This is a genomic window from Pseudomonas sp. GL_093 (assembly GCF_057837605.1).
In genome coordinates this window covers 4,471,472-4,496,312 of sequence record NZ_CM174448.1, presented here as the reverse complement: position 1 = coordinate 4,496,312, position 24,841 = coordinate 4,471,472, and the positions used below count along the sequence as shown (strand labels likewise).

Annotated in this window: 27 protein-coding genes; 16 read left to right on the top strand and 11 right to left on the bottom strand. The window is 60.5% G+C overall.

The window, feature by feature from the left end:
* Positions 1–498: 498 nt before the first annotated feature.
* From AC3IUE_RS20680 to AC3IUE_RS20670, 3 genes are all read left to right on the top strand, one after another.
* Positions 499–867, top strand: a complete 369-nt coding sequence (locus AC3IUE_RS20680) for a DUF6124 family protein (protein WP_489263560.1) — start codon at positions 499–501, stop codon at positions 865–867.
* A gap of 207 nt (positions 868–1,074) precedes the next feature.
* Complete coding sequence (locus AC3IUE_RS20675; protein WP_489263559.1) at positions 1,075–2,013, top strand: cyclase family protein; 939 nt, start codon at positions 1,075–1,077, stop codon at positions 2,011–2,013.
* Positions 2,014–2,212: 199 nt separating this feature from the next.
* Positions 2,213–3,142, top strand: coding sequence for a LysR family transcriptional regulator (locus AC3IUE_RS20670; protein WP_489263558.1), 930 nt, complete (start codon positions 2,213–2,215; stop codon positions 3,140–3,142).
* Here AC3IUE_RS20670 and AC3IUE_RS20665 read toward each other — a convergent pair.
* From AC3IUE_RS20665 to AC3IUE_RS20645, 5 genes are all read right to left on the bottom strand, one after another.
* Complete coding sequence (locus tag AC3IUE_RS20665; protein ID WP_123366449.1) at positions 3,135–4,118, bottom strand: cyclase family protein; 984 nt, start codon at positions 4,116–4,118, stop codon at positions 3,135–3,137. The genes AC3IUE_RS20670 and AC3IUE_RS20665 overlap by 8 nt on opposite strands.
* A 173-nt stretch (positions 4,119–4,291) precedes the next feature.
* Positions 4,292–5,128: an IS3 family transposase gene (locus AC3IUE_RS20660; RefSeq protein WP_056739091.1), complete on the bottom strand. Its 837-nt coding sequence runs from the start codon at positions 5,126–5,128 to the stop codon at positions 4,292–4,294.
* Positions 5,125–5,427, bottom strand: a complete 303-nt coding sequence (locus tag AC3IUE_RS20655; RefSeq protein ID WP_056739092.1) for a transposase — start codon at positions 5,425–5,427, stop codon at positions 5,125–5,127. The genes AC3IUE_RS20660 and AC3IUE_RS20655 overlap by 4 nt, the downstream gene beginning before the upstream one ends.
* 118 nt (positions 5,428–5,545) lie before the next feature.
* Positions 5,546–5,860, bottom strand: coding sequence for an NIPSNAP family protein (locus AC3IUE_RS20650; protein ID WP_046055817.1), 315 nt, complete (start codon positions 5,858–5,860; stop codon positions 5,546–5,548).
* 12 nt (positions 5,861–5,872) lie between these two features.
* Positions 5,873–7,039, bottom strand: a complete 1,167-nt coding sequence (locus AC3IUE_RS20645; RefSeq protein WP_489263557.1) for an iron-containing alcohol dehydrogenase — start codon at positions 7,037–7,039, stop codon at positions 5,873–5,875.
* A 397-nt stretch (positions 7,040–7,436) separates the two neighbouring features.
* Between AC3IUE_RS20645 and AC3IUE_RS20640 the strand changes: the two genes are divergently transcribed.
* The 4 genes from AC3IUE_RS20640 to AC3IUE_RS20625 all read left to right on the top strand — a co-directional run bounded on the left by AC3IUE_RS20640 (position 7,437) and on the right by AC3IUE_RS20625 (position 11,623).
* Positions 7,437–8,225: an SDR family oxidoreductase gene (locus tag AC3IUE_RS20640; protein WP_489263556.1), complete on the top strand. Its 789-nt coding sequence runs from the start codon at positions 7,437–7,439 to the stop codon at positions 8,223–8,225.
* 116 nt (positions 8,226–8,341) lie between these two features.
* Complete coding sequence (locus AC3IUE_RS20635; protein WP_436274221.1) at positions 8,342–9,655, top strand: MFS transporter; 1,314 nt, start codon at positions 8,342–8,344, stop codon at positions 9,653–9,655.
* Between the two features lie 16 nt (positions 9,656–9,671).
* The gene (locus AC3IUE_RS20630) at positions 9,672–10,790 is read left to right on the top strand and encodes an NAD(P)/FAD-dependent oxidoreductase (RefSeq protein WP_489263555.1); all 1,119 of its coding nucleotides are present in this window, start codon (positions 9,672–9,674) and stop codon (positions 10,788–10,790) included.
* A gap of 236 nt (positions 10,791–11,026) precedes the next feature.
* Positions 11,027–11,623: a DinB family protein gene (locus tag AC3IUE_RS20625; RefSeq protein WP_489263554.1), complete on the top strand. Its 597-nt coding sequence runs from the start codon at positions 11,027–11,029 to the stop codon at positions 11,621–11,623.
* Here AC3IUE_RS20625 and AC3IUE_RS20620 read toward each other — a convergent pair.
* Positions 11,544–12,464 carry a LysR substrate-binding domain-containing protein gene (locus AC3IUE_RS20620; RefSeq protein ID WP_489263552.1) on the bottom strand — a complete coding sequence of 307 codons (921 nt, stop codon included), beginning with the start codon at positions 12,462–12,464 and terminating at the stop codon, positions 11,544–11,546. The genes AC3IUE_RS20625 and AC3IUE_RS20620 overlap by 80 nt on opposite strands.
* A 53-nt stretch (positions 12,465–12,517) precedes the next feature.
* Entirely contained in the window at positions 12,518–13,417 is a 900-nt protein-coding gene (locus tag AC3IUE_RS20615) for a LysR substrate-binding domain-containing protein (RefSeq protein ID WP_489263550.1), read from the bottom strand.
* A gap of 118 nt (positions 13,418–13,535) precedes the next feature.
* Between AC3IUE_RS20615 and AC3IUE_RS20610 the strand changes: the two genes are divergently transcribed.
* The 3 genes from AC3IUE_RS20610 to AC3IUE_RS20600 are packed head-to-tail and all read left to right on the top strand — an operon-like array spanning position 13,536 to position 15,790.
* On the top strand, positions 13,536–14,552 hold the full coding sequence (locus tag AC3IUE_RS20610) for an aldo/keto reductase (protein ID WP_489263549.1): 1,017 nt from the start codon (positions 13,536–13,538) through the stop codon (positions 14,550–14,552).
* Between the two features lie 2 nt (positions 14,553–14,554).
* Positions 14,555–15,352 (top strand): SDR family NAD(P)-dependent oxidoreductase, encoded by a 798-nt coding sequence (locus tag AC3IUE_RS20605; protein ID WP_489263548.1) that lies wholly within the window; start codon positions 14,555–14,557, stop codon positions 15,350–15,352.
* A gap of 27 nt (positions 15,353–15,379) precedes the next feature.
* Entirely contained in the window at positions 15,380–15,790 is a 411-nt protein-coding gene (locus AC3IUE_RS20600; RefSeq protein WP_489263547.1) for an SRPBCC family protein, read from the top strand.
* Positions 15,791–15,915: 125 nt separating this feature from the next.
* Here the strand turns inward: AC3IUE_RS20600 and AC3IUE_RS20595 are convergent, their stop codons facing one another.
* Together AC3IUE_RS20595 and AC3IUE_RS20590 are read right to left on the bottom strand one after the other, a co-directional pair.
* Positions 15,916–17,217: a sensor histidine kinase gene (locus AC3IUE_RS20595; RefSeq protein ID WP_489263546.1), complete on the bottom strand. Its 1,302-nt coding sequence runs from the start codon at positions 17,215–17,217 to the stop codon at positions 15,916–15,918.
* The gene (locus tag AC3IUE_RS20590; RefSeq protein WP_033060285.1) at positions 17,214–17,954 is read right to left on the bottom strand and encodes a response regulator; all 741 of its coding nucleotides are present in this window, start codon (positions 17,952–17,954) and stop codon (positions 17,214–17,216) included. Before AC3IUE_RS20590 ends, AC3IUE_RS20595 begins: the two co-directional genes overlap by 4 nt.
* Before the next feature lie 305 nt (positions 17,955–18,259).
* Between AC3IUE_RS20590 and AC3IUE_RS20585 the strand changes: the two genes are divergently transcribed.
* From AC3IUE_RS20585 to AC3IUE_RS20575, 3 genes are all read left to right on the top strand, one after another.
* Positions 18,260–18,523 carry a DUF2790 domain-containing protein gene (locus AC3IUE_RS20585; RefSeq protein WP_489263545.1) on the top strand — a complete coding sequence of 88 codons (264 nt, stop codon included), beginning with the start codon at positions 18,260–18,262 and terminating at the stop codon, positions 18,521–18,523.
* Between the two features lie 48 nt (positions 18,524–18,571).
* Entirely contained in the window at positions 18,572–18,784 is a 213-nt protein-coding gene (locus AC3IUE_RS20580) for a hypothetical protein (RefSeq protein ID WP_489263544.1), read from the top strand.
* 220 nt (positions 18,785–19,004) lie between these two features.
* Positions 19,005–20,216 carry a cytochrome c biogenesis protein DipZ gene (locus AC3IUE_RS20575; protein ID WP_489263543.1) on the top strand — a complete coding sequence of 404 codons (1,212 nt, stop codon included), beginning with the start codon at positions 19,005–19,007 and terminating at the stop codon, positions 20,214–20,216.
* 9 nt (positions 20,217–20,225) lie between these two features.
* Here AC3IUE_RS20575 and AC3IUE_RS20570 read toward each other — a convergent pair whose 3' ends face one another.
* Entirely contained in the window at positions 20,226–21,218 is a 993-nt protein-coding gene (locus AC3IUE_RS20570) for an AraC family transcriptional regulator (RefSeq protein ID WP_489263542.1), read from the bottom strand.
* Between the two features lie 193 nt (positions 21,219–21,411).
* On the opposite strand from AC3IUE_RS20570, the gene AC3IUE_RS20565 reads away from it, so the two are divergent.
* Together AC3IUE_RS20565 and AC3IUE_RS20560 are read left to right on the top strand one after the other, a co-directional pair.
* A complete protein-coding gene (locus AC3IUE_RS20565) occupies positions 21,412–21,681 on the top strand; it encodes a DUF4242 domain-containing protein (RefSeq protein ID WP_033060295.1) in 270 nt (89 codons plus the stop codon).
* A 37-nt stretch (positions 21,682–21,718) separates the two neighbouring features.
* Complete coding sequence (locus AC3IUE_RS20560) at positions 21,719–22,531, top strand: class I SAM-dependent methyltransferase (RefSeq protein WP_489263541.1); 813 nt, start codon at positions 21,719–21,721, stop codon at positions 22,529–22,531.
* Positions 22,532–22,679: 148 nt separating this feature from the next.
* Here the strand turns inward: AC3IUE_RS20560 and AC3IUE_RS20555 are convergent, their stop codons facing one another.
* Positions 22,680–23,606, bottom strand: a complete 927-nt coding sequence (locus AC3IUE_RS20555) for a universal stress protein (protein WP_489263540.1) — start codon at positions 23,604–23,606, stop codon at positions 22,680–22,682.
* Between the two features lie 156 nt (positions 23,607–23,762).
* On the opposite strand from AC3IUE_RS20555, the gene AC3IUE_RS20550 reads away from it, so the two are divergent.
* Complete coding sequence (locus AC3IUE_RS20550; RefSeq protein ID WP_489263539.1) at positions 23,763–24,836, top strand: NAD(P)-dependent alcohol dehydrogenase; 1,074 nt, start codon at positions 23,763–23,765, stop codon at positions 24,834–24,836.
* Positions 24,837–24,841: the final 5 nt, after the last annotated feature.

The following is a 24,841-nucleotide window of genomic DNA, read 5'->3' as shown; positions in this document are numbered from 1 at the left end:
TCGCCTGACACACCGCTTTCGCGAGCAAGCTCGCTCCCACATTGGTTTTATGTTGTTCGCGAAATTTGTGGCCGACGCAGGTCCCCTGTGGGAGCGAGCTTGCTCGCGATGGCGTCAGCCGGGGCACCGCATAAACCTGTTTAACGACATGCGTTTAAAGACACTCGGTGTTACGTCATAAGCGGCTACAACACCTTGCGTCGTTACCTACGCGTACGCCAGAATCCGCCGGCTTGTGCGGCTGTGGGGTGGGCTATATCGTTTCCGGGTCACTGCAAAACAGTGATCGGGTTTGGTAGCCCGTTGTAACAGCCGTATGGCAACGCCTTATGACGTCTCTTTTTTGGGACTCTGTTTTATATGGTGGTCATGCGTGGGGCTCCTTAGTGAGCGCCGGTTTTTCCTGTTGCACCGGTCTACCAATCCGCGCATGGCCGCCACCCTCGTTTGGTAGCGAGCGTGATGGCTTCTTAAGATTTGCAATAAGGAGTTTCATCTATGTTCAAAGTCACACCCAACCCCCCGAATACCAGTCCGTTACCCTACGACGCCTTTCTCGATCTTGACCCCAAGAAAATGACAGAGGCGGCCGACCGCGCACTCAGCTTCTACCTCAACCCCGGGGCGTCGAAAACGCAGATACCGCCCCGCAAACCCAGCACCATTTTCACCATCGACGCAGCGGTGGATGACGAAACGTTGCTCGTCGAGGCCTGTGAATCGTTGGCATCAGCCAGCGCCATGGTCAACGATCTCGCCGACGTAACGGACGGCCCGCGACGGCAAACGGTGCTGGTGCTGCAACGGGTGATCATGTTGGGTGAGTTAGCGGTCAATCGGGTTTTGGATAACCACAAGCCTGGGTAGCAGCCAGGCACTGTAGGAGCAAAGCTTGCCCGCGATGAACGATCACGCGGCGTGTCAGGCCTGACGCCATCGCGAGCAAGCTTTGCTCCTACAGCACTCGCATTACTCGTGACAATCCAGAACAAATGTATTGCCCATTCCTGTCTGTTTCCCCACAGAAGGGCTGCGTACCTTGGGTCCACTGCAACTTCACAAGGACCCCCCCTCATGCTGAATCGATTGGTACTGCCGTTTGCCCTGTTGTTCACCCTCAATGCCGCCCACGCCGCGGATGCCGAAAAATGGTATCCGTCAAAATACGGCGCCAACGATGAAATCGGTGCTCTGAATCTGCTCAACGCCGAGTCGGTGCTCAACGCCGCCAAACTGATCAAGACCGGCAAAACCTACCCCTTGGCCGTGCCCATCGACAAAACCCTGCCAGCCTTCCGTCATCGCAGCTTTCACCTGACCAACATCCAGCCAGGCGAAGCGGGCGGCACCACGATGGGGCCGAATAAATTCACCTTCAACGATGAACTGGTGGTGGGCTGGACCGGCGTCGGCACTCAGCTCAACGGCATCGGCCACATCGGCATCGACAACGTCTATTACAACGGCAATCGCGCCGCCGATTTCGTGACCGTCGAAGGGGTGAAAAAGCTTGGCATCGAAAAGGTCCCGCCGATCGTCACCCGAGGCGTAGTGCTGGACATGACAGCGGTGTATGGCAGCGCCATCGTGCCGGAGAAAACCGAGTTCAGCGTTGCCGACATTCAGAAGGCGCTGGACCTGCAAGGCATCAGCATTCAGAAGGGCGATGTGGTGTTGTTCAACACCGGTTGGCTGGAGCTGCTGGGCAAGGACAACGAGAAATTTCTCGCCGTGGAACCGGGCATCGGCATGGCCGCAGCCAAATGGTTGGTGGACAAGCAGATCGTCGCGTTCGGCGGTGACACCTGGGCTTCGGAAATCTACCCGGCCAAAGACGGCCAGGAGTTTCCGGTCAACCAGTACATGCTGGCCAAGAACGGCATCTACAACCTGGAGTTGATCGACAGCCGCGCGCTGGTGAAAGACAAGGCGTGGGAGTTTATGTTTGTCCTCGGCCAGCCGCTGTACAAGGGTTCGACCCAGGTCAACATCAACCCGGTCGCCATTCGCTGACAGCCACGCAACCGTAGCAGCTGGCGAAGCCTGCGTTCGGCTGCGGAGCAGTCGTAAAACCTGAGCACGCGGTTTTTCTGAAACACCGCATTGCCTGATCTCACGACTGCTCCGCAGCCGAACGCAGGCTACGCCAGCTGCTACAAAGTGGGCGTTGCCGCAGTCATTGGTTTACCTCTTGAATCGAGAACACACGGACATGGTTCCTTCCCTTTGCAGCATCGCTGCACGCTTGCGCCTCAAACAACTGCGTTTGCTGATCGCGCTGGATGATCGCGGCTCCTTGCACAAGGCCGCCGAGAAGATTTCGATTTCGCAGTCCGGCGCCACCAAAGCGCTGCATGAAGTCGAGTCGTTGCTCGGCATGCCGCTGTTCGAACGTCAGCCCAAAGGTCTGGTGGCCAACGAAATGGGTCGTTGCATGATTCGTTACGCACGGTTGATCTACAGCGATGTCGAGCATCTTCGCGAAGAAATGCTCAGCATCATGCAAGGCCAGGGCGGGCGGCTCTCGGTGGGGGTGATCATGGGGGCGGTGCCGTTGCTGACCCGAGCCCTGACCGAGTTGCGCCTCAAGCAGCCGGAGCTGTCGGTGGAACTGGTGGAAAACACCAGCGCCGCGTTGCTTGGGTTGCTGGATCAGGGACGGCTGGATCTGGCGATTTGTCGCACCAGTGTCGGCCAGCGCTCGGACGCTTACGACTGCATCGAACTGAGTGAAGAACCCTTGGCGGTGGTCGCCAGCAAGGACCATCCACTGGCCAGTGCCAAGTCTTTGCAGCTGTCGCAGTTGAGCGACTACCGCTGGGTGGTCTATCCCAAAGATATGCCGATGCGTCAGACCCTGGAGCGTGAGCTGAATGAGGCAGGGCTGGGGACTCCCCGTTATCCGCTGGAAACCTCGTCGATTTTCGCCACCATTTTGTTGGTGCAACAAGACCCGACCTTGTTGGCGGTGATCCCGGTGGAAGTGGCCAGGTTCTGCGAGCAATTCGACTTGCTGGTAAAGCTGCCGGTGTCGATGCGTGCATTGATCGAGCCTTACGGCGTGATCAGCCGGGCCGGCGCCGACTTGTCCCCGGCGGCGACCTTGCTGATCAACGAACTGCAGCAGGACCTGATTACTTGATCACGATCGGATTCACTGGTGCACCCGTGCCGCCCACGACCTTCAATGGCGCGGCGGTGTAGAGGAACTGCCACTGGCCGTCTTCGGCGCAATCACTGGCCAGATCATCGAGCATCGCCACTTCGGTGAAGGTCACGCCGAGATTGCGCATCAAGGCATTGTGCAGCGGGATCAGCACGCCTGAAGTGGGGTCGACCGCCACTTCGTTGGCCATGGTGTCGGTCACCAGGTTGGGGATTTCCATCTGGTGAAACCACTCCACCAGCTCGCGGCTGAAGGTCAGGCCCGGCTCGGCGAAGTCCTTGTAAAACTCTTCCGGCTCACGCTCATAAAACGAGCCGATCCAGCCGGTGCGGATGATCAGGATGTCGCGCTTCTGGATCTCGATGCCCTGGGCTTTTGCTGCGGCCAACAGGTCCAGGTGATTGAAGGTTTCGCCCTTGTCCAGCACCGCTTTGCCGCGATGGCGGGCCATGTCGATCAACACGGCGCGCCCGACAATCCCGCGCTCGGCAATCGGCAGGATGCTGGCCTTGTCCATGCTGCCGATGGTGCTCATGGCGTCATAGCCATTCCACAGTTTGTTGTCGTGCCAGACGTGGCCCAGCGCGTCGTATTGGGTCGAGCCTTGCAGGTGCATGAAGATCACGTCATCGGCATATTCCACATGGCCGTCGAAATGGGTCTTGCCGGCCAGGAAATGGCCCTTGTCCAGTACGTTGACCCGCATCGATGGACGTCGGCCGGGCCACAACGGCTCTCCTTTGGGATGGCCGATCTGCACTTGCAGGGTAAAGGTTTTGCCTTGGCGGACCGAGGCGATACCCCGGAGGATTTCCGCGCTTTGCAGGTAATTCAGGGCGCCGACTTCATCGTCCGGGCCCCATTTGCCCCAGTTGGTGGGCAGGCCTTCGAGCAAGGCTTTGATGTCGGGAGAACGGTCAGCGGCGGTGTTATTGGGATTGTGGTCGCACATGAGGTTGTCCTTGGGTTGAACGGATGCCGATGGTGACCTTGCAGACCTCCACAATCCCTGTGGGAGCGAGCTTGCTCGCGATAGCGGCGAGACAGTCGACATTGATGTTGAATGATCAACCGCAATCGCGAGCAAGCTGAACTGGTCAAGTAATTCTGGACACCAGTTAAGGTTCACGCAGCCAATTTCTCCATGGCTACCGGCGACCGGTAGTCGTTGTAGCTATGGAGTCTGACGTTGTTGTAACGCATCACATAACGCTGCACATCCACGCGTGCTTCATGCTCCGAGCTGTAGCCGTTTTCTGGTACCCACTCTGATTTCAGGCTCCCAAAGAAACGCTCCATCGGGGCGTTGTCCCAGCACTCACCTTTACGACTCATGCTTTGCAGGAGTCCGTGCTTACGCATCTCATTCCTGAATTTGTGGCTGGTGTATTGGCAACCTTGATCAGAGTGAAACAGCACCTCTTTTGGACGACCTCGCAATTGAACCGCCATTCGCAACGCTTCGCAGGTCAGCGTGGCATCGGAAATCATTGAAAACGACCACCCCACGATCCGGCGAGCAAACAAATCCAGCACCGCCGCGAAATACATCCAGCGCTTGCCCACCTTGATGTACGTCACATCGCCACACCACACCTGGTTGATCGCCGTGACATCAAACTTGCGCTTGAGCACATGCGGCGCCACCAACGCTTCCACGCCGGAAGATTTGTACTTGTGCCGCTGCCGCTGATGACTGGCAACACCGGCTTCGCGCATCAAACTGCGAGCCATATGCCGCCCGACACGATGCCCCTTTGCTTGCAGCTCCTTGGAAAGGGTGCGAGACCCCGCAGACGCTCTGGATTCCTTGTGATGCTCGACCAGCACGGCTTTAAGTTTCTCCCGCTCAGGCTTCACCTTGCCTTGGCGCTGACGCCAGGCGTAAAAGCTGCTGCGGTTGACTCCAAACGCCCGACAGCAATTGTTAACGCCGTACTGCTCGTCCAGCTCATTGATCAACGAGAATGATCTTTGGAGTCCAAAAGCAGGAGAGCACTGGCCTTTTTTAAGATTTCAATGTCCAGGTCTTTTTGCCTGAGCAACGCTTTGAGCTGCTGAATCTCTCGCTGATCGGCGGTGATTGCCTTGGCCCCCTCCGGGGTTGAACCTAAGCGTTCTTTGCGAACCTGATCGACCCAACGGCGCAAGGCGGTAGGGCCAATATCCAGACTGGCACAGACGTCGGGAACTGACTGCCCCTCGTCCAGCACCATACTGGCAGCCTTGAGTTTGAACTCACTCGAATAAGATTTACGCATATCCAGACACCTCAGATTTGGGCGCCATCATAGCGCCCGATTGAAGTGTCCAAAATCATTAGGCCAGTTCAAGCTCGCTCCCACATGGACTGCGCTGCCCATCGGAGCTGTGTTGGGATTATTTGATGGGGGAGAAATCCGCGGCGATCAGCAGTTTCGATTCCATCTTTTCCAACATCGGGAACGCCTTCGGCACGAAGCCTTCAAGCCAATCCGGATCCTGATACAGCGCGGCCCTTTTCTTGATCCGGTCATCGAGGCTCTCGTAGGCCCAGATGTGGATGACCTGATTCAGCTCGCCGATTTCGGTGTACCACCAGCCCACCAGCGTGGTGTAGCGGGAGATCACCGGCAGACCGGTTTCTTCGAAGTGCTTGAGGTAGGTCTGCATTTTTCCGATTTGAATCGTGTAGGTGCGCATTTCGTAAAACATGGGAGTCGTCTCTTAGGAATGAGTGCCGTGCCAGGCGTTGCTGATGATTCGTTCGATATCGGCGGCGGTGGTCAGGCGTGGGTTGACCAGCACGTTGCCGCTGCGCATCGAGTCGCTGACCATTTGCGGCATGTAGTCCAGGTCCACGCCCAGGTCCTTGATGTTGTCGGGAATGCCGATGGCCTTGTTCAACGCCACCACGTGCTCCACCACTTTTAGCCCGGCGGCGGCAACGCTCAGGCCATCGACGTTCTCGCCCATGGCCATGGCGATTTCACGGAAAAGCTCCGGGCAGGCCGCCAGGTTGTATTCGATGACGTAGGGCAGCAGCGTCGCGTTGGCGATGCCATGGGGAATGTTGAACACGCCGCCGAAGGTGTGGGAGATCGCGTGCACGTTGCCCAGTTTCGATTGAGCGAACGCGACGCCAGCGAGGAACGAACCGAGCAGCATCTGTTCCCGGGCGTGCAGGTCGGAGCCGCTGAAAAATGCTTTGGGCAGGTGGGTGCAGATCATCTTGATCGCTTGCAGCGCCAGGGCCTGGCTGACCGGGTTGGCCTGCTTCGACACGTAGGATTCAATGGCGTGGGTCAACGCGTCCATGCCCGTGGCAGCGGTGATCGACGGCGGCAGTTTGAGCGTCAGTTCGGCGTCGAGAATCGCCAGCTTCGGAAACAGCGCCGGGCTGATGATCACGGTCTTGAACAGGGTTTTGGTGTTGGTGAAAACCGTGGAGGCGGTGCATTCGCTGCCGGTGCCGGAGGTGGTCGGAATGGCAAAGATCTGCAGAGGCGGGTGCAGCAGTTTGTCGTAGCCCTCGTAGTCGAGGATGTTGCCGGGGTTGGTGGCCATGGCCGCCACACCCTTGGCGGTGTCGATGCTGCTGCCGCCCCCGACGCCGATCACCGAATCGCAGTCGTGGTTTTTCAGGAATGCCACGGCGCGTTCCAGCACGTCGGTGGTGGGGTTGGGTTCTACGCCGGAAAACACTTCGTAATGGATGTCACTGTCGGCCAACGAGGCGAAAAAACCTTCCATCACGCCCGAGGCCATCAAGCCTTCATCGGTGACCACCAGCAGTTTCTTTCGAACATGCGGCTTGAGCAGCGCACCGGCCTGGCGCACCAGGCCGTTGCCGCTTTTCAGGGTCGTGGGGAAGTAAAACTGGAACGGGTTCATGTGTGTCTCCGGTTCTTATTGGTCTGGAGACAGTAATAAGCGTGGGAGGCGGCTGATAATGAAAAGGTCTGATCTGGGGATCACTGTTTGTCATCACTTGTCGGTGGGGGGCAAGTCAGTGAGGATGTGTCCGCTTCAAGATCCAGCCCCTCACCCCAGCCCTCTCCCCACGGGGGAGAGGGGGAAAGGGAGCAGATCTCCATGCTTTTCAAACCGTGAGTTCGACTTGATATCTCAGGTCGCAATATTCCGGACAAACGCCGCGGTCAGTTCCCTCTCCCCCCGGGAGAGGGCTAGGGTGAGGGCTGGTTCCGAAGGCTGGTGCAAAGTCCAGAAACACCACGTCCTCACCCTAAACGCATGTCTTCCTCAACTCACAACCAACAGGAGCACCATCATGGATTTGGCTATTTCGGGTCGCTGGGCCATCGTCTGCGCCGCCAGCAAGGGCTTGGGTCTGGCCTGTGCGCGAGCCTTGGCGAAGGAGGGCGTCAACCTGGTGATCAACGCCCGTGGCAACGAAACCTTGCAGGCCGCTGCCGAAGAATTGCGCCAACTGGCACCGGGCATCGAAGTGCGCACAGTGGCCGGGGACATCAGTACGCCTGCGGTGCGCGAGCAGGTGTTGGCGGCGTGTCCGCAGGTGGACATCCTGATCAATAACGCTGGCGGTCCGCCGCCGGGTGACTTCCGAGACTGGCAGCGCGAAGACTGGTTGAAAGCGCTGGATGCCAACATGCTCACGCCCATCGAACTGATCAAGGCCTGCGTCGATAGCATGGCCGAGCGCGGTTTCGGGCGCATCGTCAACATTACGTCTGGCGCGGTGAAGGCGCCAATCGATGTGCTGGGCCTGTCCAACGGCGCCCGCAGCGGGCTGACCGGATTCATCGCCGGGCTCGCGCGCCAGTCGCGGCTGGCCGGGCACAATGTGACCATCAACAATTTGCTACCAGGCCCATTCGAGACCGAGCGCTTGCACAAAACCCTGAGTGCCGCTGCCGAAGCCAACAGCACCACGGTCGAGAGCATCAGCGAACAGCGGCGCAAGCACGTGCCGGCCCAGCGTTTCGGCCAGCCCGACGAGTTCGGCGCCTACTGCGCGTTCATCTGCAGCGCTCACGCTGGTTTCCTCACCGGGCAAAACCTGTTGCTGGACGGCGGCAGTTACCCCGGTACGTTCTGATCTTTTGGGGGGGATGACGATCGGTGATCCCCCAATCAGATCCCCTCATTATTCAGCTGTCGGGTGCGTGATTAGAGTGGGGCCGCTTGTCTCCACAACAATAAAGAGCGCCCCTCATGAACAACCCGAGTGCCGAAACCCTGCGGCTGACCGCCGCGTCTGCAACCGAGCGCCCGACCAGTGTGCGCTGGCGGATCTTCCTCATCATGTTGCTGCTGACCGCGATCAACTACATCGACCGCGCTTCGCTGTCGGTGGCCTTGCCGCTGATTTCCAGTGAGTTCCAGATTCCGCCGGCGCTGGAAGGCTTGATGCTCAGCGCGTTTTTCTGGTCTTACGCGTTGATGCAGATTCCCGGCGGCATGTTGCTGGATCGTTTTCAGACCCGCCGTGTGATCGTCATCGCGACCGTCGCCTGGGGCGCCTTTCAAGCACTGGCCGCCGGCGCGCACAACTGGATCACGCTGCTGATCACCCGCATGGGCCTGGGCATTGCAGAGTCGCCGATCATGCCGGCCGGGGCCAAGCTCAACGGCGCCTGGCTGACCCCTAACGAACGGGGGCGCGGCGCGGTGCTGGTCGACGGCGGCGCACCGCTGGGCAGTGCCTTCGGCGCGATCATCATCGCCGGCCTGATCGGCTGGTTCGACTCCTGGCGCATCGCCTTCGTGATCGCCGGCATCGGCACCATGCTCGCCGGCGTGCTGGCCTGGAAATACATCCGCAACCATCCCAGCGAACACCCCGGAGTCAACGCCGCAGAACTGGCGCACATCACCGAAGGCAATATCAAAGTCAGCCAACCCGGTGCGGTCACCAGCATCCCATTCAAAGAGCTGCTCAAGGATCGCTCGGTATTGGCCATGTTCGCCGGTTATTGCTGCATTCTCAGCGTGTTCTACGGCTTGCTGACCTGGATGCCGAGCTACCTGCACCAGACCCACGGCCTGAACATTTCGAGCATGGGCGGGGCGACGTTCCTGATCTTCATGTGCGGTTTCGTCGGCGAGCTGGTCGGCGGTTATCTGGGGGATAAATGGAAGTCCAGCGGCGCCTCGCCCAATCTGGTGATGCGCAGCATGTTCAGCGGCTCGGCGCTGGTGGCGGCCCTGTGCATGCTGGCGGTGGCGTATGCGAGTGAGGCCAGCAAAGCGATCGGCTTGCTCTGCGTGGCGATGTTTTTCATTCGCTGGTGCGGCATGTACTGGTGCATTCCGTCGATCCTCGGCGGCACTTCGAAAACCGGCGTGCTGGCCGGCACCATGAATTTCTGCGGGAACATGGCCGGGGTGATCGTGCCGATCCTGATCGGGCTGATCGTGCAGTTCACCGGGTCGTACTTCCTGGTGCTGATCTTCTTCGTGGTCATGGCCATGCTGCTGGCGATATTCTCCAGCCTGATCGATTATCGGGAACGAGGGCTGGCGTGAAAGGAGCGGAGGGCAGGTGAGCGTCGATATCGAGTGCGTGGTGGTCGGGGCCGGTGTGGTCGGGCTGGCGGTCGCCAGAGCCCTGGCCCGCAGCGGGCGGGAAGTGATCCTGGTCGAGGCGGGCGAGGGGATTGGCGTGGGCATCAGTTCGCGCAATTCGGAAGTGATCCACGCCGGCATTTACTACCCGAGCGGCAGCCTCAAGGCGCAAGTGTGCGTGGAGGGCAAGCAACGCCTTTACGCCTTTTGCGATGAGCGCGGCGTCGATTACCAGCGCCTGGGCAAGCTGATCGTGGCCACGGATGACGGTCAGTGTGCGGCCTTGCAGAAGTTGTTGGCGCAGGGTCGCAGCAACGGCGTCGATGACCTGCAATGGCTGGACGCCGAACAGGCGCGGGAACTTGAACCGGCAGTGTCCTGCGTTGCTGCGCTCTGGTCGCCGTCCACCGGAATTGTCGATTCCCATGCCTTGATGCTGGCGCTTCAGGCGGATGCCGAGGCCAGCGGCACGTCGCTGGTTTTTCATACGCCGCTGGCGTCAGCCCGTTGCACCGAGCAAGGTTTCGAACTGCAGATGGGCGGCGCCCAACCGATGACCTTGAGCTGCCGCGAGTTGATCAATTGCGCCGGACTGTCCGCGCCTGAGGTGGCGAGCCGGATTGAAGGTTTGCCGTCGCAGCATGTTCCCGAGGCACGATTGTGCAAGGGCAGCTATTTTAGTTTCAGCGGCCGGGCGCCGTTCCGGCATCTGGTGTATCCGGCACCGGAGAGCGCGGGGCTGGGCGTGCATATGACGCTGGATCTGGGCGGTCAGGCGCGCTTCGGGCCGGACGTCGAATGGATCGATCAGGTCGATTATCGTGTGGATCCACGCCGAGCCGATGGCTTCTACGAGGCGATCCGGCGCTACTGGCCGGCGTTGCCCGATAACAGTCTGCAACCGGCCTACAGCGGCATCCGCCCGAAAATCACCGGTCCGACCGAGCCGGCGGCCGACTTCGTCATTAGTGGCCCGGCTGAGCATGGTGTGCCGGGACTGGTGAACCTGTTCGGTATCGAATCACCGGGCTTGACCAGTTGCTTGGCGCTGGCCGATCGGGTGACGACGATGCTAGCCACACCACGACCTATGTAGCAGCTGCCGAGCCTGCGAGGCTGCGTTCGGCGGCGAAGCCGTCGCCAATTCAGACTCTGCGGTTAATCAGGTAAACCGCGTGCACAGGATTCACGACGGCTTCGCAGCCGAACGCAGCCTCGCGTTGCTCGACAGCTGCTACACAGGTCGTGAAGTGACCGGTAATCAGCGTTTGCAATGCAGCTCGCCCTGAGGGCTATGCTTGGCAGTGCGCCCATCACAATGGGAGACCTGCGATGATTAACGTACGCACTGCCCGCATGCTTGCCGATTACAAACGCTGGGCCAATCAACGCCTCTTTGACAGCCTGACCGCCTTGCCACCGGGTGAGGTCAATAAAGAGCGCGTGTCGGTGTTCAAGAACATGATCGGCACCCTGAACCACCTCTACGTGGTGGACTGCATCTGGCGGGCCCACCTCGAAGGCCGAGGGCACGGCTTTAAAACTTCACACGATCTGCTGCATCCCGACCTCGCTGAGTTGCGCCTGGCGCAAAAGGACATCGATCACTGGTACTGCGACTGGAGCGAACGGCAGACCGATGCCTCGCTGGATAAACCCGTCGAGTTCAGTTTTGTCTCGGGGGAAAGCGGCACCATGAGCGCTGGCGCGATACTGATGCATGTGGTCAATCACGCCAGTTATCACCGCGGCTGGGTGATCCAGATGTATTTCGAGATCCCGGTCATGCCGCCGGTCACTGACCTGCCGGTGTACCTGCGCGAGACCGACCCCGTATCTTTCCAATCGATTAATGCCCCGGCAGCGGCGCCGACATGTGTTGGGAAATTCGCGAGCGCAACCAACGTTCTGCCGGATCGTTATCGTTGACCCCGTTCCAGACCATGGACAGTTCGGACAGCACGATGTCAAACGGCGGGTCGTCGGCCCGCAGCTGGCTGCTGCCTTCGATCAGCGCGCACGCCGCGTAGTCCGGCACCGTGGCGAGCATGTCGGTGCCGGCCAGCAAGGCGCGCAGGCCGGCGAACTGCGGCACCGCCAGCACCACCCGGCGTGATCGGCCGATACGTGCGAGGTCGTTGTCGATGGCCCCAGTCAGATCCCCGGAAAACGACACCAGCGCGTGCGGACGTTCGCAGTATTCATCCAGGGTCAGGGTGCCGGGACGATTGTCGCCGCGCAGGATCTTCACGCTCAGATCACGTAACTTCTTGCGCTTGGCGTTGGCCGGCAGCTCCGTGGTGTAGCTGATCCCGACGGAAATCTCCCCGGTGGAGAGCATCGACGACATCAGCAGGAAATTCACCCGCCGCACCACCACCACAACGTTCTGCGCCTCTTCGCGTATTTGCTTGAGCAGCGGCGGAAACAGGCCGAACTCGGCGTCGTCGGACAGGCCGATGCGAAACACATCGCGGCTGGTGGACGGGTCGAAATCCTTGGCCCGGCTGACCGCGCCGGAGATGGTGTCCATCGCCGGCTGCAATTCCTGGAGAATCGCCAGGGCCCGCTGGGTCGGCTCCAGCACGCGACCGTTACGCACCAGCAGCGGGTCATCGAACAGGTCGCGCAACTTGGCCAATGAGGCACTGACGGCGGGCTGGCCGAGAAACAGCTTCTCCCCGGCCCGGGTCAGGTTCTTTTCGAACATCAGGGTTTCGAAAATCACCAGCAGGTTCATATCGACGCGGCGCAGGTCGTTGCGGTTCATGCAGGCTTCTCGCTGGGTTTCGGGATCTTTTCAGTAAAGCACCATGGGAACGATCATGTGGTCGGGCCCGGTTCTGTCAGCACTTTCCTGAACGTCTCCACCAGCGGTCGCAAATTGATCCGGTGCCACGCGGCCCACAGCGGCGTGGTGAAGGAAATCCACGGCACTTCCCGCAGCACCACGCCGGGCGGGGCGTTGCGGCTCAAACCTTTCTGGATCATGGCGATGCCCAGCCCCGACGCCACCAATCCCAACGCGGTAAACGGTTCAGTGGCTTCCATACGAATGTCCGGGGTGAAACCTGCGCGGATGCAGGCGCTGACGAAGTCGTCGCGGCTGGCGGCGTCCTGGCGGGGTTGCACGCCGATCCATTCCTGATCGGCCAGGTCTGCCGGGGTCAATGTTGGGTTGTTCGCCAAAGGATGATGTTCGGGCAGGGCCAGCAGCATCGGATCGTCCAGCACCTGAAAACCCAACAGGTCCGGGTCGTCGGCGACGGGCGGTTCGCTGACCAGTGCGATATCCAGACTACGCTGACGCAGGCCTTCGAGTTGTTCGGCGGAATTCAGGTTGTACAGCGCGACATGCACGTTCGGCCGGTCGACCCGCAGCACCCGCAAGGCATTCGGCAGGACGCCGGCGTGCATGGCGTTCTCGATGTAGCCGATGCACAAGCCGCCTTCTTCGCCACGGCCGAGGCGCTTGCCCAGGGATTCCAGGCGATTGGCGTGGGTCAGCAGGGCACGGGTTTCAGCCAGAAAAGTCTGGCCATCGCGGGTCAGGCGAATGCGTTGCTGGCTGCGTTCGAACAGGGTCAGGCCCAGGCGTTCTTCGAGCTGTGCAATCTGCCGGCTAAGCGGCGACTGGGAAATGTGCAGGCGTTCGGCGGCGCGACCGACGTGTTCTTCTTCGGCGACGGCGACGAAGTAGCGCAATTGGCGGATGTCGATCATGTCAGACCTATAGGGACTCAAGTGCTGCGCATTATGTCTTGGACGGTCCGATCATCGCAATCTAGGATCTGCTCAACGGTCACCTCTGATGACCCCTGACACTCAAGAGGAAAAACCCATGAGCTTGAAAGACAAACTACCTGGCGCCCTCGGTTTCGGCACCGCCCCATTGGGCAACATGTTCCGCGCCATTCCTGAAGAAGAGGCGATGGCCACCGTCCACGCTGCCTGGGATGCCGGCGTGCGTTACTTCGACACCGCGCCGTTTTACGGCTCGGGCCTGTCGGAAATTCGTCTGGGCGCCGCGCTGGCCCAGTACAACCGCGATGACTATGTGCTGAGCAGCAAAGTCGGCCGAGTGATTCTCGATGAAGTTGAAGATGCGGCGGCCCGTGACTTGGGCGAGAAGAGCGGGGTGTTCGAACACGGTCGCCCGAACAAGATCGTCAACGACTACAGCGCCGACGCCACGATGCGCTCCATCGAAGACAGCCTCAAGCGCCTGCAAACCGATCGTCTGGACATCGTCTGGGTGCATGACATCGCCCAGGACTTCTACGGCGATCAATGGCTGGAATACTTCAACCAGGCCCGCACCGGCGCCTTCAAAGTACTGACCCGCTTGCGCGAAGAAGGCGTGATCAAGGGCTGGGGCCTGGGCGTGAACAAGGTTGAACCGTGCGAACTGACCCTTGATCTGACCGAAGCCCAGCCGGACGGTTTTCTGCTGGCCGGTCGCTACACGCTGCTCGACCACGATCGTGCCTTGCAACGTCTGATGGACGCCGCGCTGGCGCAGAATGTCGAAATTGTGGTCGGTGGTCCTTACAGCTCGGGCATTTTGGCCGGTGGTGCACACTTCGAGTACCAGAAAGCCAGCCCGGCGATCATCAACAAAGTCGAGCAGATCAAACGCATCGCTGCCGCGCATGGCGTCGACATAAAAGCGGCTGCGTTGCAGTTCTCCCTGGCTAACCCGGCCGTGGCGGCGGTGATTCCAGGTTCCAGCCGTCCGGACCGGATTGCTGAAGACGTTGCGGCGATGTCGGCCGTCATTCCCGCCGCTTTCTGGCAGGCGATGCGCGACGCGAAACTGGTGTCTGAACGTGCGCCATTGCCGATTATTGGAGGTTGAGCATGAAAATCGATCTGACTGGAAAACTCGCCATTGTCAGCGGTAGCACCGCCGGTATTGGCCTGGGCATCAGCAAGGCGCTGGCCGAATCCGGCGCCACGGTGGTGGTGATCGGCCGTGAGACGGCCAAGGTCGAACAGGCGCTGGCGAGCATTCGCCAGAGCGTGCCGGACGCGCAGTTGCGTGGCCTGACCGCTGACCTCGGCACGGCCGAAGGCGCCGAGTTGTTGTTCGCCGCCGAACCGCGGGCGGACATCCTGGTGAACAACCTCGGGATCTTCAACGACGTGGACTTTTTCGACACGCCAGACAGCGAGTGGACGCGGTTTTATGAGGTCAACGTGATCTCCGGCGTGCGCCTGTCACGGCATTACGTGCCAGACATGGTCAAGCAGGGCTGGGGCCGGGTGATCTTCCTGTCCTCGGAATCCGGGATCGCCATTCCGGCCGACATGCTCAACTACGGCGTGACCAAAAGCGCCAACCTGGCGGTGTCCCATGGTTTGGCCAAGCGGCTGGCGGGCACCGGAGTGACGGTTAATGCGATCCTGCCTGGCCCAACGTTGACCGATGGCCTGGAGCAGATGCTCAAGGACGCCACCGCCGAATCCGGGCGCAGCGTTCGGGAAGAAGCCGACGCCTTCGTGCGCAAGGCCCGGCCGACCTCGATCATCCAGCGGGTGGCGGATGTCGAGGAAGTCGCCAACCTGGTGGCCTACATCGCCTCGCCACTGTCGTCGGCCACCACCGGCGCGGCTTTGCGGGTCGACGGCGGCGTCGTCGACAGCATGGCGATTTGAACCTTATTGATTGAGAGAGAATATTTCATGGCTACAGCATCAGCATTCATCGACATCCCGGCGACCGCCGACCAGGTTTGGCAATTGATTGGCGGCTTTAACTCGCTGCCGGACTGGCTGCCGTTTATTCCCAAAAGCGAGCTGAGTGAAGGCGGCCGGGTGCGTAGCTTGCAAACGGCGGATGGGGCGGTGGTGGTTGAGCGGTTGGAGGCGTTTGATAACGCTGGGAAGACTTACAGTTATTCGATATTGCAGGCGCCGTTTCCGGCTACTGACTATCTGGCGACCATCAGTGTTGAAGCGCAGGGGCAGAGCGCGCGAGTGACCTGGTCTGGGCGATTTGCACCTGTCGGTGTGAGTGACGAGGAAGTGGTGGCGCTGTTTACCGGTATCTATCAGGGTGGCCTGGAAGCTCTGCGCGCCAACTACCCGGCCTGACCCTGAACTGATCGTTCCCACGCTCCGCGTGGGAATGCCTCAAGGGACGCTCCGCGTTCCAGCTCTCGAAAGGGACGCGGAGCGTCCCGGGCTGCATTCCCACGCGGAGCGTGGGAACGATCATGTTACTGAGCCGGCAATCTAAGCTCCGCGCACAACCCACCCCCTTCACGATTACTCAACGTCAACGATCCCCCGATCGCCAACGCCAACTGCTGTGCAATCGCCAACCCCAACCCGGTCCCGCCGGTACTGCGGTTGCGCGAATTCTCCACGCGATAAAACGGTTCCATCACCTGAGCCAATTCTTCCTCGGCAATCCCCGGACCACGGTCCATCACCTTCACCGACAAACTGCCATCAGCCTTCGCTTCCACCCTCAATTCGGCGGCGCCAGCGAACTTCAGCGCGTTGTCTGTCAGGTTCACCAGCACTCGCCGCAAGGCGTGCGGCCGAGTGTTGATCACCGCGTCACTTTTACCGCCCAGCTGAACGTCTTTGCCCATGTCCTGATAGTCGAACACCAGGCTGTCGAGGAACGAATCCAGATTGGTGCGGCGACTTTCCTCGGTGGCGCCATGCACGCTGCGGGCATAGGCTACGCCTTCGCGCACCAGGTGTTCTATCTCGCCAAGGTCATTCCAGAGTTTGTCTTTCTCGGCGGAGTCGTCCATGAATTCGGCGCGCAGTTTCATGCGGGTGATCGGGGTTTGCAGGTCGTGGGAAATCGCCGCCAGCAGTTGCATGCGCTCCTTGAGGTAGGCGGCGATGCGCGCCTGCATCGAATTGAAGGCCATCGCGGCATGCGCGACTTCGGTCGGGCCTTTTTCGTCCAGGTGCACCGCGTGGGTGTTGGGGTCCAGGGCCTCTACCGCTTGGGCGAGGCGGGTGAGGGGGCGGATGGCGATTCTGACGGCCAGCCAGGTGCAGATGAGCATCAGTGCCAGTTGCCCGAGCAACACGATGGGTAACCACGGCGACAGCGGCACCATCGAGGGACGCACGTCGATGGTCACCGGGCTGCCGTCCGCCAGTTTCAGGTGGACCTGAAAATGTTTTTCCGGCCCGGGGATGTCGGTCACCGTCATCGGGTAATCCTTGCCGATGGCCTCTTTGATCGACGTCATCGCTATGGGCGAATCGCTCATGGGCATGCCCGGCGAACCTTCGTTCAACAAATAGCGGTAGTTACGTCGATCCAGTTGTTGCAGCCAACTCATGCGTTCTTCGGCCGGCAAGCGGTCGAGGATGGCGATGGAGGTCGAGACGTCGGTTTCCAGATTGCCCAGCATGGTGTTCTTCGTGCTTTCGTAGCGCTCGTAGTATTGCGCGCCGAAAGACAGCGCCTGCGCGAGAATCAAGCCGATCAGGAAGATCAGCGACAGCCGCGAGGCGAGGGTGCGAGGCCAGCGCATCGAGAGGTTCATGAGGGCGCCCCGAGGACTTCCACCGGCAGAGAAAATACATAGCCTTCGCTGCGCACGGTTTTGATGTAGGCCGGTTCGCGGGCATCGTCCAGCAAGCGCTGGCGCAAGCGGCTGACCAGCAAGTCGATGGAGCGGTCGAACAGGTCGGCATCGCGGCCTTGGGTCAGGTTCAGCAATTGATCGCGATTGAGTACCCGCTGCGGGTGATCGAGGAACACCCGCAACAGCCGATATTCCGCACCACTGAGCGCGACCATCGTGCCGTCTTCATCGAGCAAGTGCCGGGCCGAGGTGTCCAGGCGCCAGCGCCCGAAGGCCAGCAGGCGACCGCTTTCGGTGACCACCAGGTTGGGCGGCAGCATCCGCGTGCGGCGCAGCACGGCGTTGATTCGGGCGAGCAGTTCACGGGCGGCGAATGGCTTGACCAGGTAATCGTCGGCGCCCATTTCCAGGCCGATGATGCGGTCGGTTTCATCGTTGCGCGCGGTGAGCATCAGCACCGGCGTCGCCTTGTGTTTGCCAGCGCGCAACTCACGGCACAGCATCAGGCCATCGTCGCCCGGCATCATGATGTCGAGCACGATCAGGTCCACCGGCGTGGACTCCAGGAACGTGCGCATTTGCCGTCCATCCGCGACGACGGTGGTGCGCAGGCCGTTTTTCTTCAGGTAGTTGCCTACCAGCTCCCGGATCTCGCGGTCATCGTCCACGATGAGAATGTGATCGACGTGTTCCATTTGGCCAGGCCTTTGTAGGTGGGGGATGTCGCGCAGTCTATCGAGCCTTGGCCCGCTTGCCCGCAGTCCTTTGTATTGCAGTGTATCTGGCCTGTCGGCGGATACACGTGGACGTAAAAACACCCATTTTCAGGGCTTTTGTATCGCTCTGTATCCCGGCCCGGTTTTGATACGTACCGATTTACACGCGCCTGTTCCCGACACATATGGGATACCTCGCGAGCTTCTAATAGGTTCCATCGAGGCAAGCCAAACCGCCTCGGCCCAATCAACGATTGCCCTATTGAAGCCTTGAGGAAACCACCATGAACACCAAAGCCGTCTACGCCGCTTGCCTGTTTGCCGCCCTGAACATCTGCACCTTGTCGGCCCGCGCCGAAGCCGATGTCACCGCTAAAACCTACACCTACGGCTCGCACCTGGACATCAAGAAAGTGGTGTCGCTGAAACAGGACGCCTCGACTTCCTGTGGGGTTGTGGATGCCCAGCTGACTTACCTGGACTCCCATAACAAAACCCAGGTTCTGGACTATCGCAAATTGGCTGATGGCTGCAACTCAGACAACTGAGTCCTGCACTGACCCATTGCCCATCCCCATTGAAACAGGAAGAACATCATGAACAACGTCACCCGCTTTTTGACTGCCTTTGCCTTCTCCGCGGCTGGCGCCGCTGCCCATGCCAACGCGGCTGTTGAACAGAAAAGCTGTGGCAGCGCGACTTGCTTCCAGCTGACGCCGGTGGGGGAGAAGGGTGGGAGCGCCTTTTTGGCAGAGGATGGTTCGAGCCGTACGCCGCAGGGGCAGGTGCTGGATACCCAGACGGCTTGAGGGTGTCAGTGGAATCGACCCCTCACCCCAGCCCTCTCCCCATGGGGGAGAGGGGGAAAGGGGGCAGATCTCCTTGCTTTTCAAATCTTGAGTTCGACTCGGTATTTCACGTCGCAGCAGCTCGGACAAACCACTCGGTCAGTCCCCTCGCCCCTCCGGGGAGAGGGTTAGGGTGAGGGGTGGATTTCGAATCCTAACCACCATTTTCAAGGTGACAACTATGTTTCTCATCGCTTTCCTGGGCGGCATATTGACCGTCCTCAGCCCTTGCATCCTCCCGGTCGTGCCGTTCCTGTTCGCCGGTGTTAAACGTACACGTTCCTCGATCCTGCTCACCCTCGGCGGCATGGTCCTGACCTTCGCCCTGATCTCCAGCCTGGCCGTGGTCAGCAGCGAGTGGGTGATACAAGCCAACAACACCGGTCGTCATGTGGCCCTGATCGTGATGGTGCTGTTCGCCCTGTCGCTGATTTCCGCCCGTGTCGGTGACTGGCTGGCCCGTCCCTTCGTGGCGCTGGGCAACCGCCTCGATCCGGACACCCGCAAAATGTCCGGCCCGTTGGGTTCGGTCATGATCGGCGTTGCCACCGGTCTGCTCTGGGCACCGTGTGCCGGCCCGATCCTCGGGGTCATCCTCACGGGCGCCATGCTGCAAGGCGCGAACGCTCAAACCAGCCTGTTGCTGGTGGCGTACGGCCTGGGCAGCGCATTGTCCCTGGGCACCTTGATCTTCGCCGGTCGCGGCCTGGTCAATCGCTTGAAAGCGTCGATCCCGGTCACCGGTTGGCTGCGTCGTGGCGCGGGTGTTGCGGTGCTGGCGGCGGCGGCGGTGATTTCCACCGGTGCCGACAAAACACTGCTGGCCGGCACCTCGTCCGAAGGCGTGACGACGGTTGAGCAACGCGTGCTGGAAACCGTGCCGAAAGTCGTCGATTACTTCGTCAGCAAGGTCAAGGCAGACTCGTCCATGGACAACGCCAAAGGCGCCATGCCGTCCATTGCCGGTGCAGTGCAATGGCTTAACTCGCCAGCCCTGACCAACGAGTCCCTGAAAGGCAAAGTGGTGCTGGTGGACTTCTGGACCTTCGACTGCATCAATTGCCAACACACCTTGCCGTACGTGAAGGACTGGGCGAAGAAATACGAGAAGGATGGTCTGGTGGTGATCGGCGTTCACACCCCTGAATACGGTTTCGAACGTATCATCGACAACGTCAAGGATCAGGTGAAAAAGCTCGGCATCACCTACCCGGTGGCCATCGACAACAACTACGCGATCTGGCGCAATTTCGACAACCAGTACTGGCCGGCTCACTACCTGATCGACGCCAAGGGTCAGGTGCGTTACACCCACTTTGGTGAAGGCAGCTACGAGACTCAGGAGAAAGTGATTCAGCAGTTGCTGGAAGAGGCTAAAGCACCCGCTGCGTAATACTTCAAATCAATGGCTCACAGGCTGCACGCTGTGGGCCATTGGTTTTTTCTCCTGACTGCGCCGCCACGCCGCCGGTGGCGCTCCATACTCTCGACGAAAGGCCCGACTGAATGCCGTGTCAGTCTGGTAGCCCACCTCTTCGGCAATCCGCATTAATGAACTGTTACTGCTGCGTAACAGGTTGGCCGCCAGCAACATCCGCCATTGCGTCAGGTACTGCATCGGCGAACTCCCCACCAGTTGCTGGAAGCGCTCCGCCAACACCGACCTTGAAGTGCCGGCCGTGCGCGCCAGTTCATCCAGCGTCCAGGCGTGACACGGTTTTTTGTGCAACGCGTTGAGGGCGGCGCCGACAATCCGGTCGCTCACACCCGCCAGCCAACCGGTGCGACCTTCGCCCTGTTCGTGCATGTACAGACGCAGCACCTCGATGAACAACACCTCGGCCAGTTTCGCCAGTACACCCTCGCCGCCGGGGCGGGGCGAACGCGCTTCAGCCAACGCATAACGGACCGACGATTCCAGCCAGATACCGGCATTCGAGCCGCGCACATTGACCCGGACCACCGCCGGCAACCCGGTCAGCAACATGCCGGCCAGACGGGTATCGCATGCCAGATAGCCGCACACCAGACGCGTTACCGCGCCGCCACCGCCATAGCTCAATTGCCGTGGACGGCGCGCCAGCACCACGTCCAGCCGCGCACCCGTGGCGGGCGCGAGCCCCGGTTTAGAGCTCATGCGATGGGCATCTCCCTGAGGGAAAACCACCACATCGCCGGCCGTCAGCAGGAGCGGGGGATCATCACCCAGTTCGACATAACACTCGCCTTCGGTGATCAAGTGGAAGATCACCACGCGTTCGGCGCCGGGCTCCAGAAACGGCGCCGCCGTGTCGGCGCTCGGCGACTGGTAGCACCAGGGGGCAGTGAACCTGGCATTGATGAAAATCGCGCCGACCAGGCGGACGACGCGCAGGGTCTGGGACAGGGCGTCCATGGAGGTTTTCCCGTGTAGGCGGCTGCTTTGGGTGGTGAGCTTGATTGTGAGCCTGTCGCCGCAAGCCGTGAAATCTCCGGACGATCGGGCAGGGTTGGCCGACGATCGGGCAGGACGCCAGCGTTGCCCGGCGCGATAGTTGGCACACAGGGTCTGCCGACCCTGTCATCAATAACAAGAATGAGAGGTTGCCATGCCTAAGTTCGTTATAGAACGCGAGATTCCGGGTGCTGGAACACTGTCAGAAAGGGATTTGAAAGCCGCTTCGCAAAAGTCCTGCAGGACGTTGCGCGACTTGCCAGAGGTGCAGTGGCAGCAGAGTTATGTCACCGGTGACAAGCTCTACTGCGTGTACATCGCGCCCAACGAAGAGTTGATCAAGGAACACGCCAGGCAGAGCGGTTTTCCGGCCAACCGCATTTCCCAGGTCACGGCCATCATCGATCCCACCACGGCCGAATAAGCCGGGTTGCGTTCCAACCCGCAACGGAGCGGAATTCATGAGTACACCCATTGATCTTACTGCCTTGAAAAACCGTCAGATGGCCTCTTGGGCCAGTGGCGACTATGCCGTGATCGGCACTACCTTGCAGATTGTCGGCGAGCAACTCGCCGAAGCCTGCGACCTGCTTTGCGATGAACGCGTGCTCGACGTGGCCGCCGGCAACGGTAACGCGACGCTCGCTGCCGCGCGCCGTGGTTGCCTCGTCACGTCTACCGACTACGTGGCCGCGCTGCTGGAGCGCGGCGAAGACCGGGCCAGGGCAGAGCGCCTGGAAGTGACGTTTCAAGTGGCCGACGCTGAAGCCTTGCCCTTCGAGGATGCCAGCTTCGATGCCGTGCTTTCCACCTTCGGGGTGATGTTTACGCCGGACCAACCCAAGGCCGCCGCGGAACTGGCGAGGGTCTGTCGCCCCGGAGGGCGGATCGGCCTGGCGAACTGGACGCCCGAAGGGTTTGTCGGCCAGATGTTCAAGACCCTCGGCCGCCACCTGCCGCCACCGCCAGGCGCTCAACCGCCTTCGCAGTGGGGCACCGAAGCCTGGCTGCACACGCAGTTCGACGAACGTGACTTTCTGCTCCAGGTGACGCGCAAGACCTTCAACTTCCGTTACCGCTCGGCCGCGCATTTCATCGACACGTTCCGCACCTGGTATGGCCCGGTCCACAAGGCCTTCGCGGCGCTGCCTCCTGAAGGCGCCCAAGCGCTGGAAAGCGACCTGACCGAACTGATCAACCGCATGAACAGAGCGGGAGAGAAATCGCTGGTGGTGCCGAGTGAGTACCTTGAGGTGGTGATTACCCGGCGTTGACCTGAACGAGCTTCATGACAATGCAATACCCCTGTGGGAGCGAGCCTGCTCGCGATGAGGGCCTTACATTCAACATTGATGTTGACTGAAAGTCCGCCATCGCGAGCAGGCTCGCTCCCACAGGGTTATGTGGTGTCCGGTAGATCAATTATTCATCCAGCCGCTCGGTGTACACCACCCAAACGCTGCACGGCATTTTGTACAGCAGATGCTCCACCGTACTGCCGATCAGCCGGCCCATGCCGCGATGGCCGATCCGGCCCATGACAATCACGTCAACGTCATAGGCATCGACATAGCGGGTGAGGACCTTGGCCGGGTTGCCCATGATCATATGCCGCTGCTCCGGCGCGATGCCGTTGCGCTCGGCCAGGTCGTTGAAGGCATCCTCCTGGTAATCGAACACGGTCCTGGCCTTGCCCGACGAGAAGAATGCCGACCCGTTGTCGAAGCCGAATTCGTCGGCGCTGATGGATGAAAGGTCATAGGCGTAGACCACATCGAGCTCCGCATTACAGGAGCTCGCCAGTTTCGCCGCCTCGTGAAGGATTCGATCGTTGAAGGTTTTGTAATGGTCATCGCGATGAAAGGGGTCGACCGCCGCGACGATCTTTCGCGGCAAGGCGTGCACGGCGTGGCTGACGAAATGCAGCGGCACCGGGCATTCGCGCAACAAATGCACATCGAGCGGGGTAAACATCAACCGCGACAGCAGCGATTCGTGCTCCAGCGCCTTGATCAGCACGTCCATCGGCTGCTCTTTGAGGTGAATCAGGATTTCCTCCAATGGGCGTTCGACCCAGGCCACTTCGGTGGTTACATGCACCCCGATTTTGCGCAATGGGCGGGCCTGTTCCTCAAGCCATTGGCGGTGGCGCTCGACATAGCCCACGCGCATCTGTTCCAGGGCCTTTTCGTTGACCAGACTGGCGGTCGCCAGGCCTTCCAGATAATCGAAGGCGACGATGTGCAGCGCGGCGTCTTCGGCCTTGGCCAGTGCAGCGGCCCTGTCGAAAGCGGGGCTGTGTTCCATCAGCGGTGATGCAACCAGCATGAAGCGGGATTGACCAGACATGACGAACCTCCCGTGGAATAGCCGCCCGACGTGCGGCTCGTGCGACGTACATCCAGTCTCTAAGTATTGACCATGATCAACCTCCCGTCCGTAAACCGGGTGCAGGCTGAGGTTCGTGCTGAACTCACGCGCACGTGAACGCTCAGGAGAGCCCCGATGGCAACCATGAAAGCCGCGATATTCGTTGAGAAAAACCGCATCGTGCTGGATGACAAACCGATCCCCGAAGTCGGGCCGCTGGATGCGCTGGTCCGCATTACTACCACGACGATCTGCGGCACCGACGTGCACATCCTGCGGGGCGAATACCCTGTAGCCAAAGGGCTTACCATCGGTCACGAACCGGTGGGCGTCATCGAGCGGCTGGGCTCGCAGGTGCGTGGTTTTGTCGAAGGCCAGCGTGTGATTGCCGGCGCCATTACCCCCAGCGGACAAAGTTATGCGTGCCTGTGCGGTTGCAGCTCACAGGATGGCCCGGACACCCGCCATGGCTTCCGCGCCGCTGGGGGCTGGAAGTTCGGCAACACCATTGATGGCTGCCAGGCCGAGTACGTGCTGGTGCCGGATGCGTTGGCCAACCTGTGCCCGATCCCCGATGGCCTCAGCGACGAACAGGTGCTGATGTGCCCGGACATTATGTCCACCGGGTTTTCCGGGGCGGAGCGCGGCGAGGTCAAGATTGGCGATACCGTGGCAGTCTTCGCCCTCGGGCCGATCGGCCTGTGTGCCGTGGCCGGTGCGCGCCTCAAGGGCGCCAGCACCATTATCGGCATCGATACCGTCGCTGAACGGATGAGCGTCGCCCGGCAGTTGGGAGCGACCCATGTGGTCAATTTCAAGGATGGCGACGTGGTCGCACAGATCATGGCCCTGACCGACGGTCGAGGTGTCGACGTGGCCATCGAAGCGCTGGGCACCCAAGGTACTTTCGAGTCCGCACTGCGGGTGCTGCGCCCCGGTGGTCGTTTGTCCAGCCTGGGGGTTTATTCCAGTGATTTGCGCATTCCACTCGAAGCCTTTTCCGCGGGGCTCGGGGATTTCAGCATCGTCAGCACCCTGTGCCCCGGTGGTAAAGAACGCATGCGACGGCTGATGGCGGTGGTGCAAAGCGGTGGCGTCGACCTGTCGCCGCTGGTGACGCATCGCTTCAAACTCGACGACATCGAAGCTGCCTATGAGTTGTTTGCGCATCAGCAGGACGGGGTGATGAAGGTTGCGATTACGCCTTGAGGTTG

Bases quoted from the DNA above. Each gene is read 5' to 3' on its own strand.
- AC3IUE_RS20565 (WP_033060295.1), top strand. From the start codon at position 21,412: ATGCCTAAGTTCGTTATAGAACGCGAGATTCCGGGTGCTGGAACACTG.
- AC3IUE_RS20590 (WP_033060285.1), bottom strand. From the start codon at position 17,954: ATGGAACACGTCGATCACATTCTCATCGTGGACGATGACCGCGAGATC.
- AC3IUE_RS20585 (WP_489263545.1), top strand. From the start codon at position 18,260: ATGAACACCAAAGCCGTCTACGCCGCTTGCCTGTTTGCCGCCCTGAAC.
- AC3IUE_RS20620 (WP_489263552.1), bottom strand. From the start codon at position 12,464: ATGAACCGCAACGACCTGCGCCGCGTCGATATGAACCTGCTGGTGATT.
- AC3IUE_RS20550 (WP_489263539.1), top strand. From the start codon at position 23,763: ATGGCAACCATGAAAGCCGCGATATTCGTTGAGAAAAACCGCATCGTG.
- AC3IUE_RS20605 (WP_489263548.1), top strand. From the start codon at position 14,555: ATGAAAATCGATCTGACTGGAAAACTCGCCATTGTCAGCGGTAGCACC.
- AC3IUE_RS20635 (WP_436274221.1), top strand. From the start codon at position 8,342: ATGAACAACCCGAGTGCCGAAACCCTGCGGCTGACCGCCGCGTCTGCA.
- AC3IUE_RS20580 (WP_489263544.1), top strand. From the start codon at position 18,572: ATGAACAACGTCACCCGCTTTTTGACTGCCTTTGCCTTCTCCGCGGCT.
- AC3IUE_RS20655 (WP_056739092.1), bottom strand. From the start codon at position 5,427: ATGCGTAAATCTTATTCGAGTGAGTTCAAACTCAAGGCTGCCAGTATG.
- AC3IUE_RS20615 (WP_489263550.1), bottom strand. From the start codon at position 13,417: ATGATCGACATCCGCCAATTGCGCTACTTCGTCGCCGTCGCCGAAGAA.
- AC3IUE_RS20570 (WP_489263542.1), bottom strand. From the start codon at position 21,218: ATGGACGCCCTGTCCCAGACCCTGCGCGTCGTCCGCCTGGTCGGCGCG.
- AC3IUE_RS20650 (WP_046055817.1), bottom strand. From the start codon at position 5,860: ATGTTTTACGAAATGCGCACCTACACGATTCAAATCGGAAAAATGCAG.
- AC3IUE_RS20645 (WP_489263557.1), bottom strand. From the start codon at position 7,039: ATGAACCCGTTCCAGTTTTACTTCCCCACGACCCTGAAAAGCGGCAAC.
- AC3IUE_RS20680 (WP_489263560.1), top strand. From the start codon at position 499: ATGTTCAAAGTCACACCCAACCCCCCGAATACCAGTCCGTTACCCTAC.
- AC3IUE_RS20625 (WP_489263554.1), top strand. From the start codon at position 11,027: ATGATTAACGTACGCACTGCCCGCATGCTTGCCGATTACAAACGCTGG.
- AC3IUE_RS20575 (WP_489263543.1), top strand. From the start codon at position 19,005: ATGTTTCTCATCGCTTTCCTGGGCGGCATATTGACCGTCCTCAGCCCT.
- AC3IUE_RS20640 (WP_489263556.1), top strand. From the start codon at position 7,437: ATGGATTTGGCTATTTCGGGTCGCTGGGCCATCGTCTGCGCCGCCAGC.
- AC3IUE_RS20560 (WP_489263541.1), top strand. From the start codon at position 21,719: ATGAGTACACCCATTGATCTTACTGCCTTGAAAAACCGTCAGATGGCC.
- AC3IUE_RS20555 (WP_489263540.1), bottom strand. From the start codon at position 23,606: ATGTCTGGTCAATCCCGCTTCATGCTGGTTGCATCACCGCTGATGGAA.
- AC3IUE_RS20665 (WP_123366449.1), bottom strand. From the start codon at position 4,118: ATGTGCGACCACAATCCCAATAACACCGCCGCTGACCGTTCTCCCGAC.
- AC3IUE_RS20595 (WP_489263546.1), bottom strand. From the start codon at position 17,217: ATGAACCTCTCGATGCGCTGGCCTCGCACCCTCGCCTCGCGGCTGTCG.
- AC3IUE_RS20600 (WP_489263547.1), top strand. From the start codon at position 15,380: ATGGCTACAGCATCAGCATTCATCGACATCCCGGCGACCGCCGACCAG.
- AC3IUE_RS20610 (WP_489263549.1), top strand. From the start codon at position 13,536: ATGAGCTTGAAAGACAAACTACCTGGCGCCCTCGGTTTCGGCACCGCC.
- AC3IUE_RS20675 (WP_489263559.1), top strand. From the start codon at position 1,075: ATGCTGAATCGATTGGTACTGCCGTTTGCCCTGTTGTTCACCCTCAAT.
- AC3IUE_RS20670 (WP_489263558.1), top strand. From the start codon at position 2,213: ATGGTTCCTTCCCTTTGCAGCATCGCTGCACGCTTGCGCCTCAAACAA.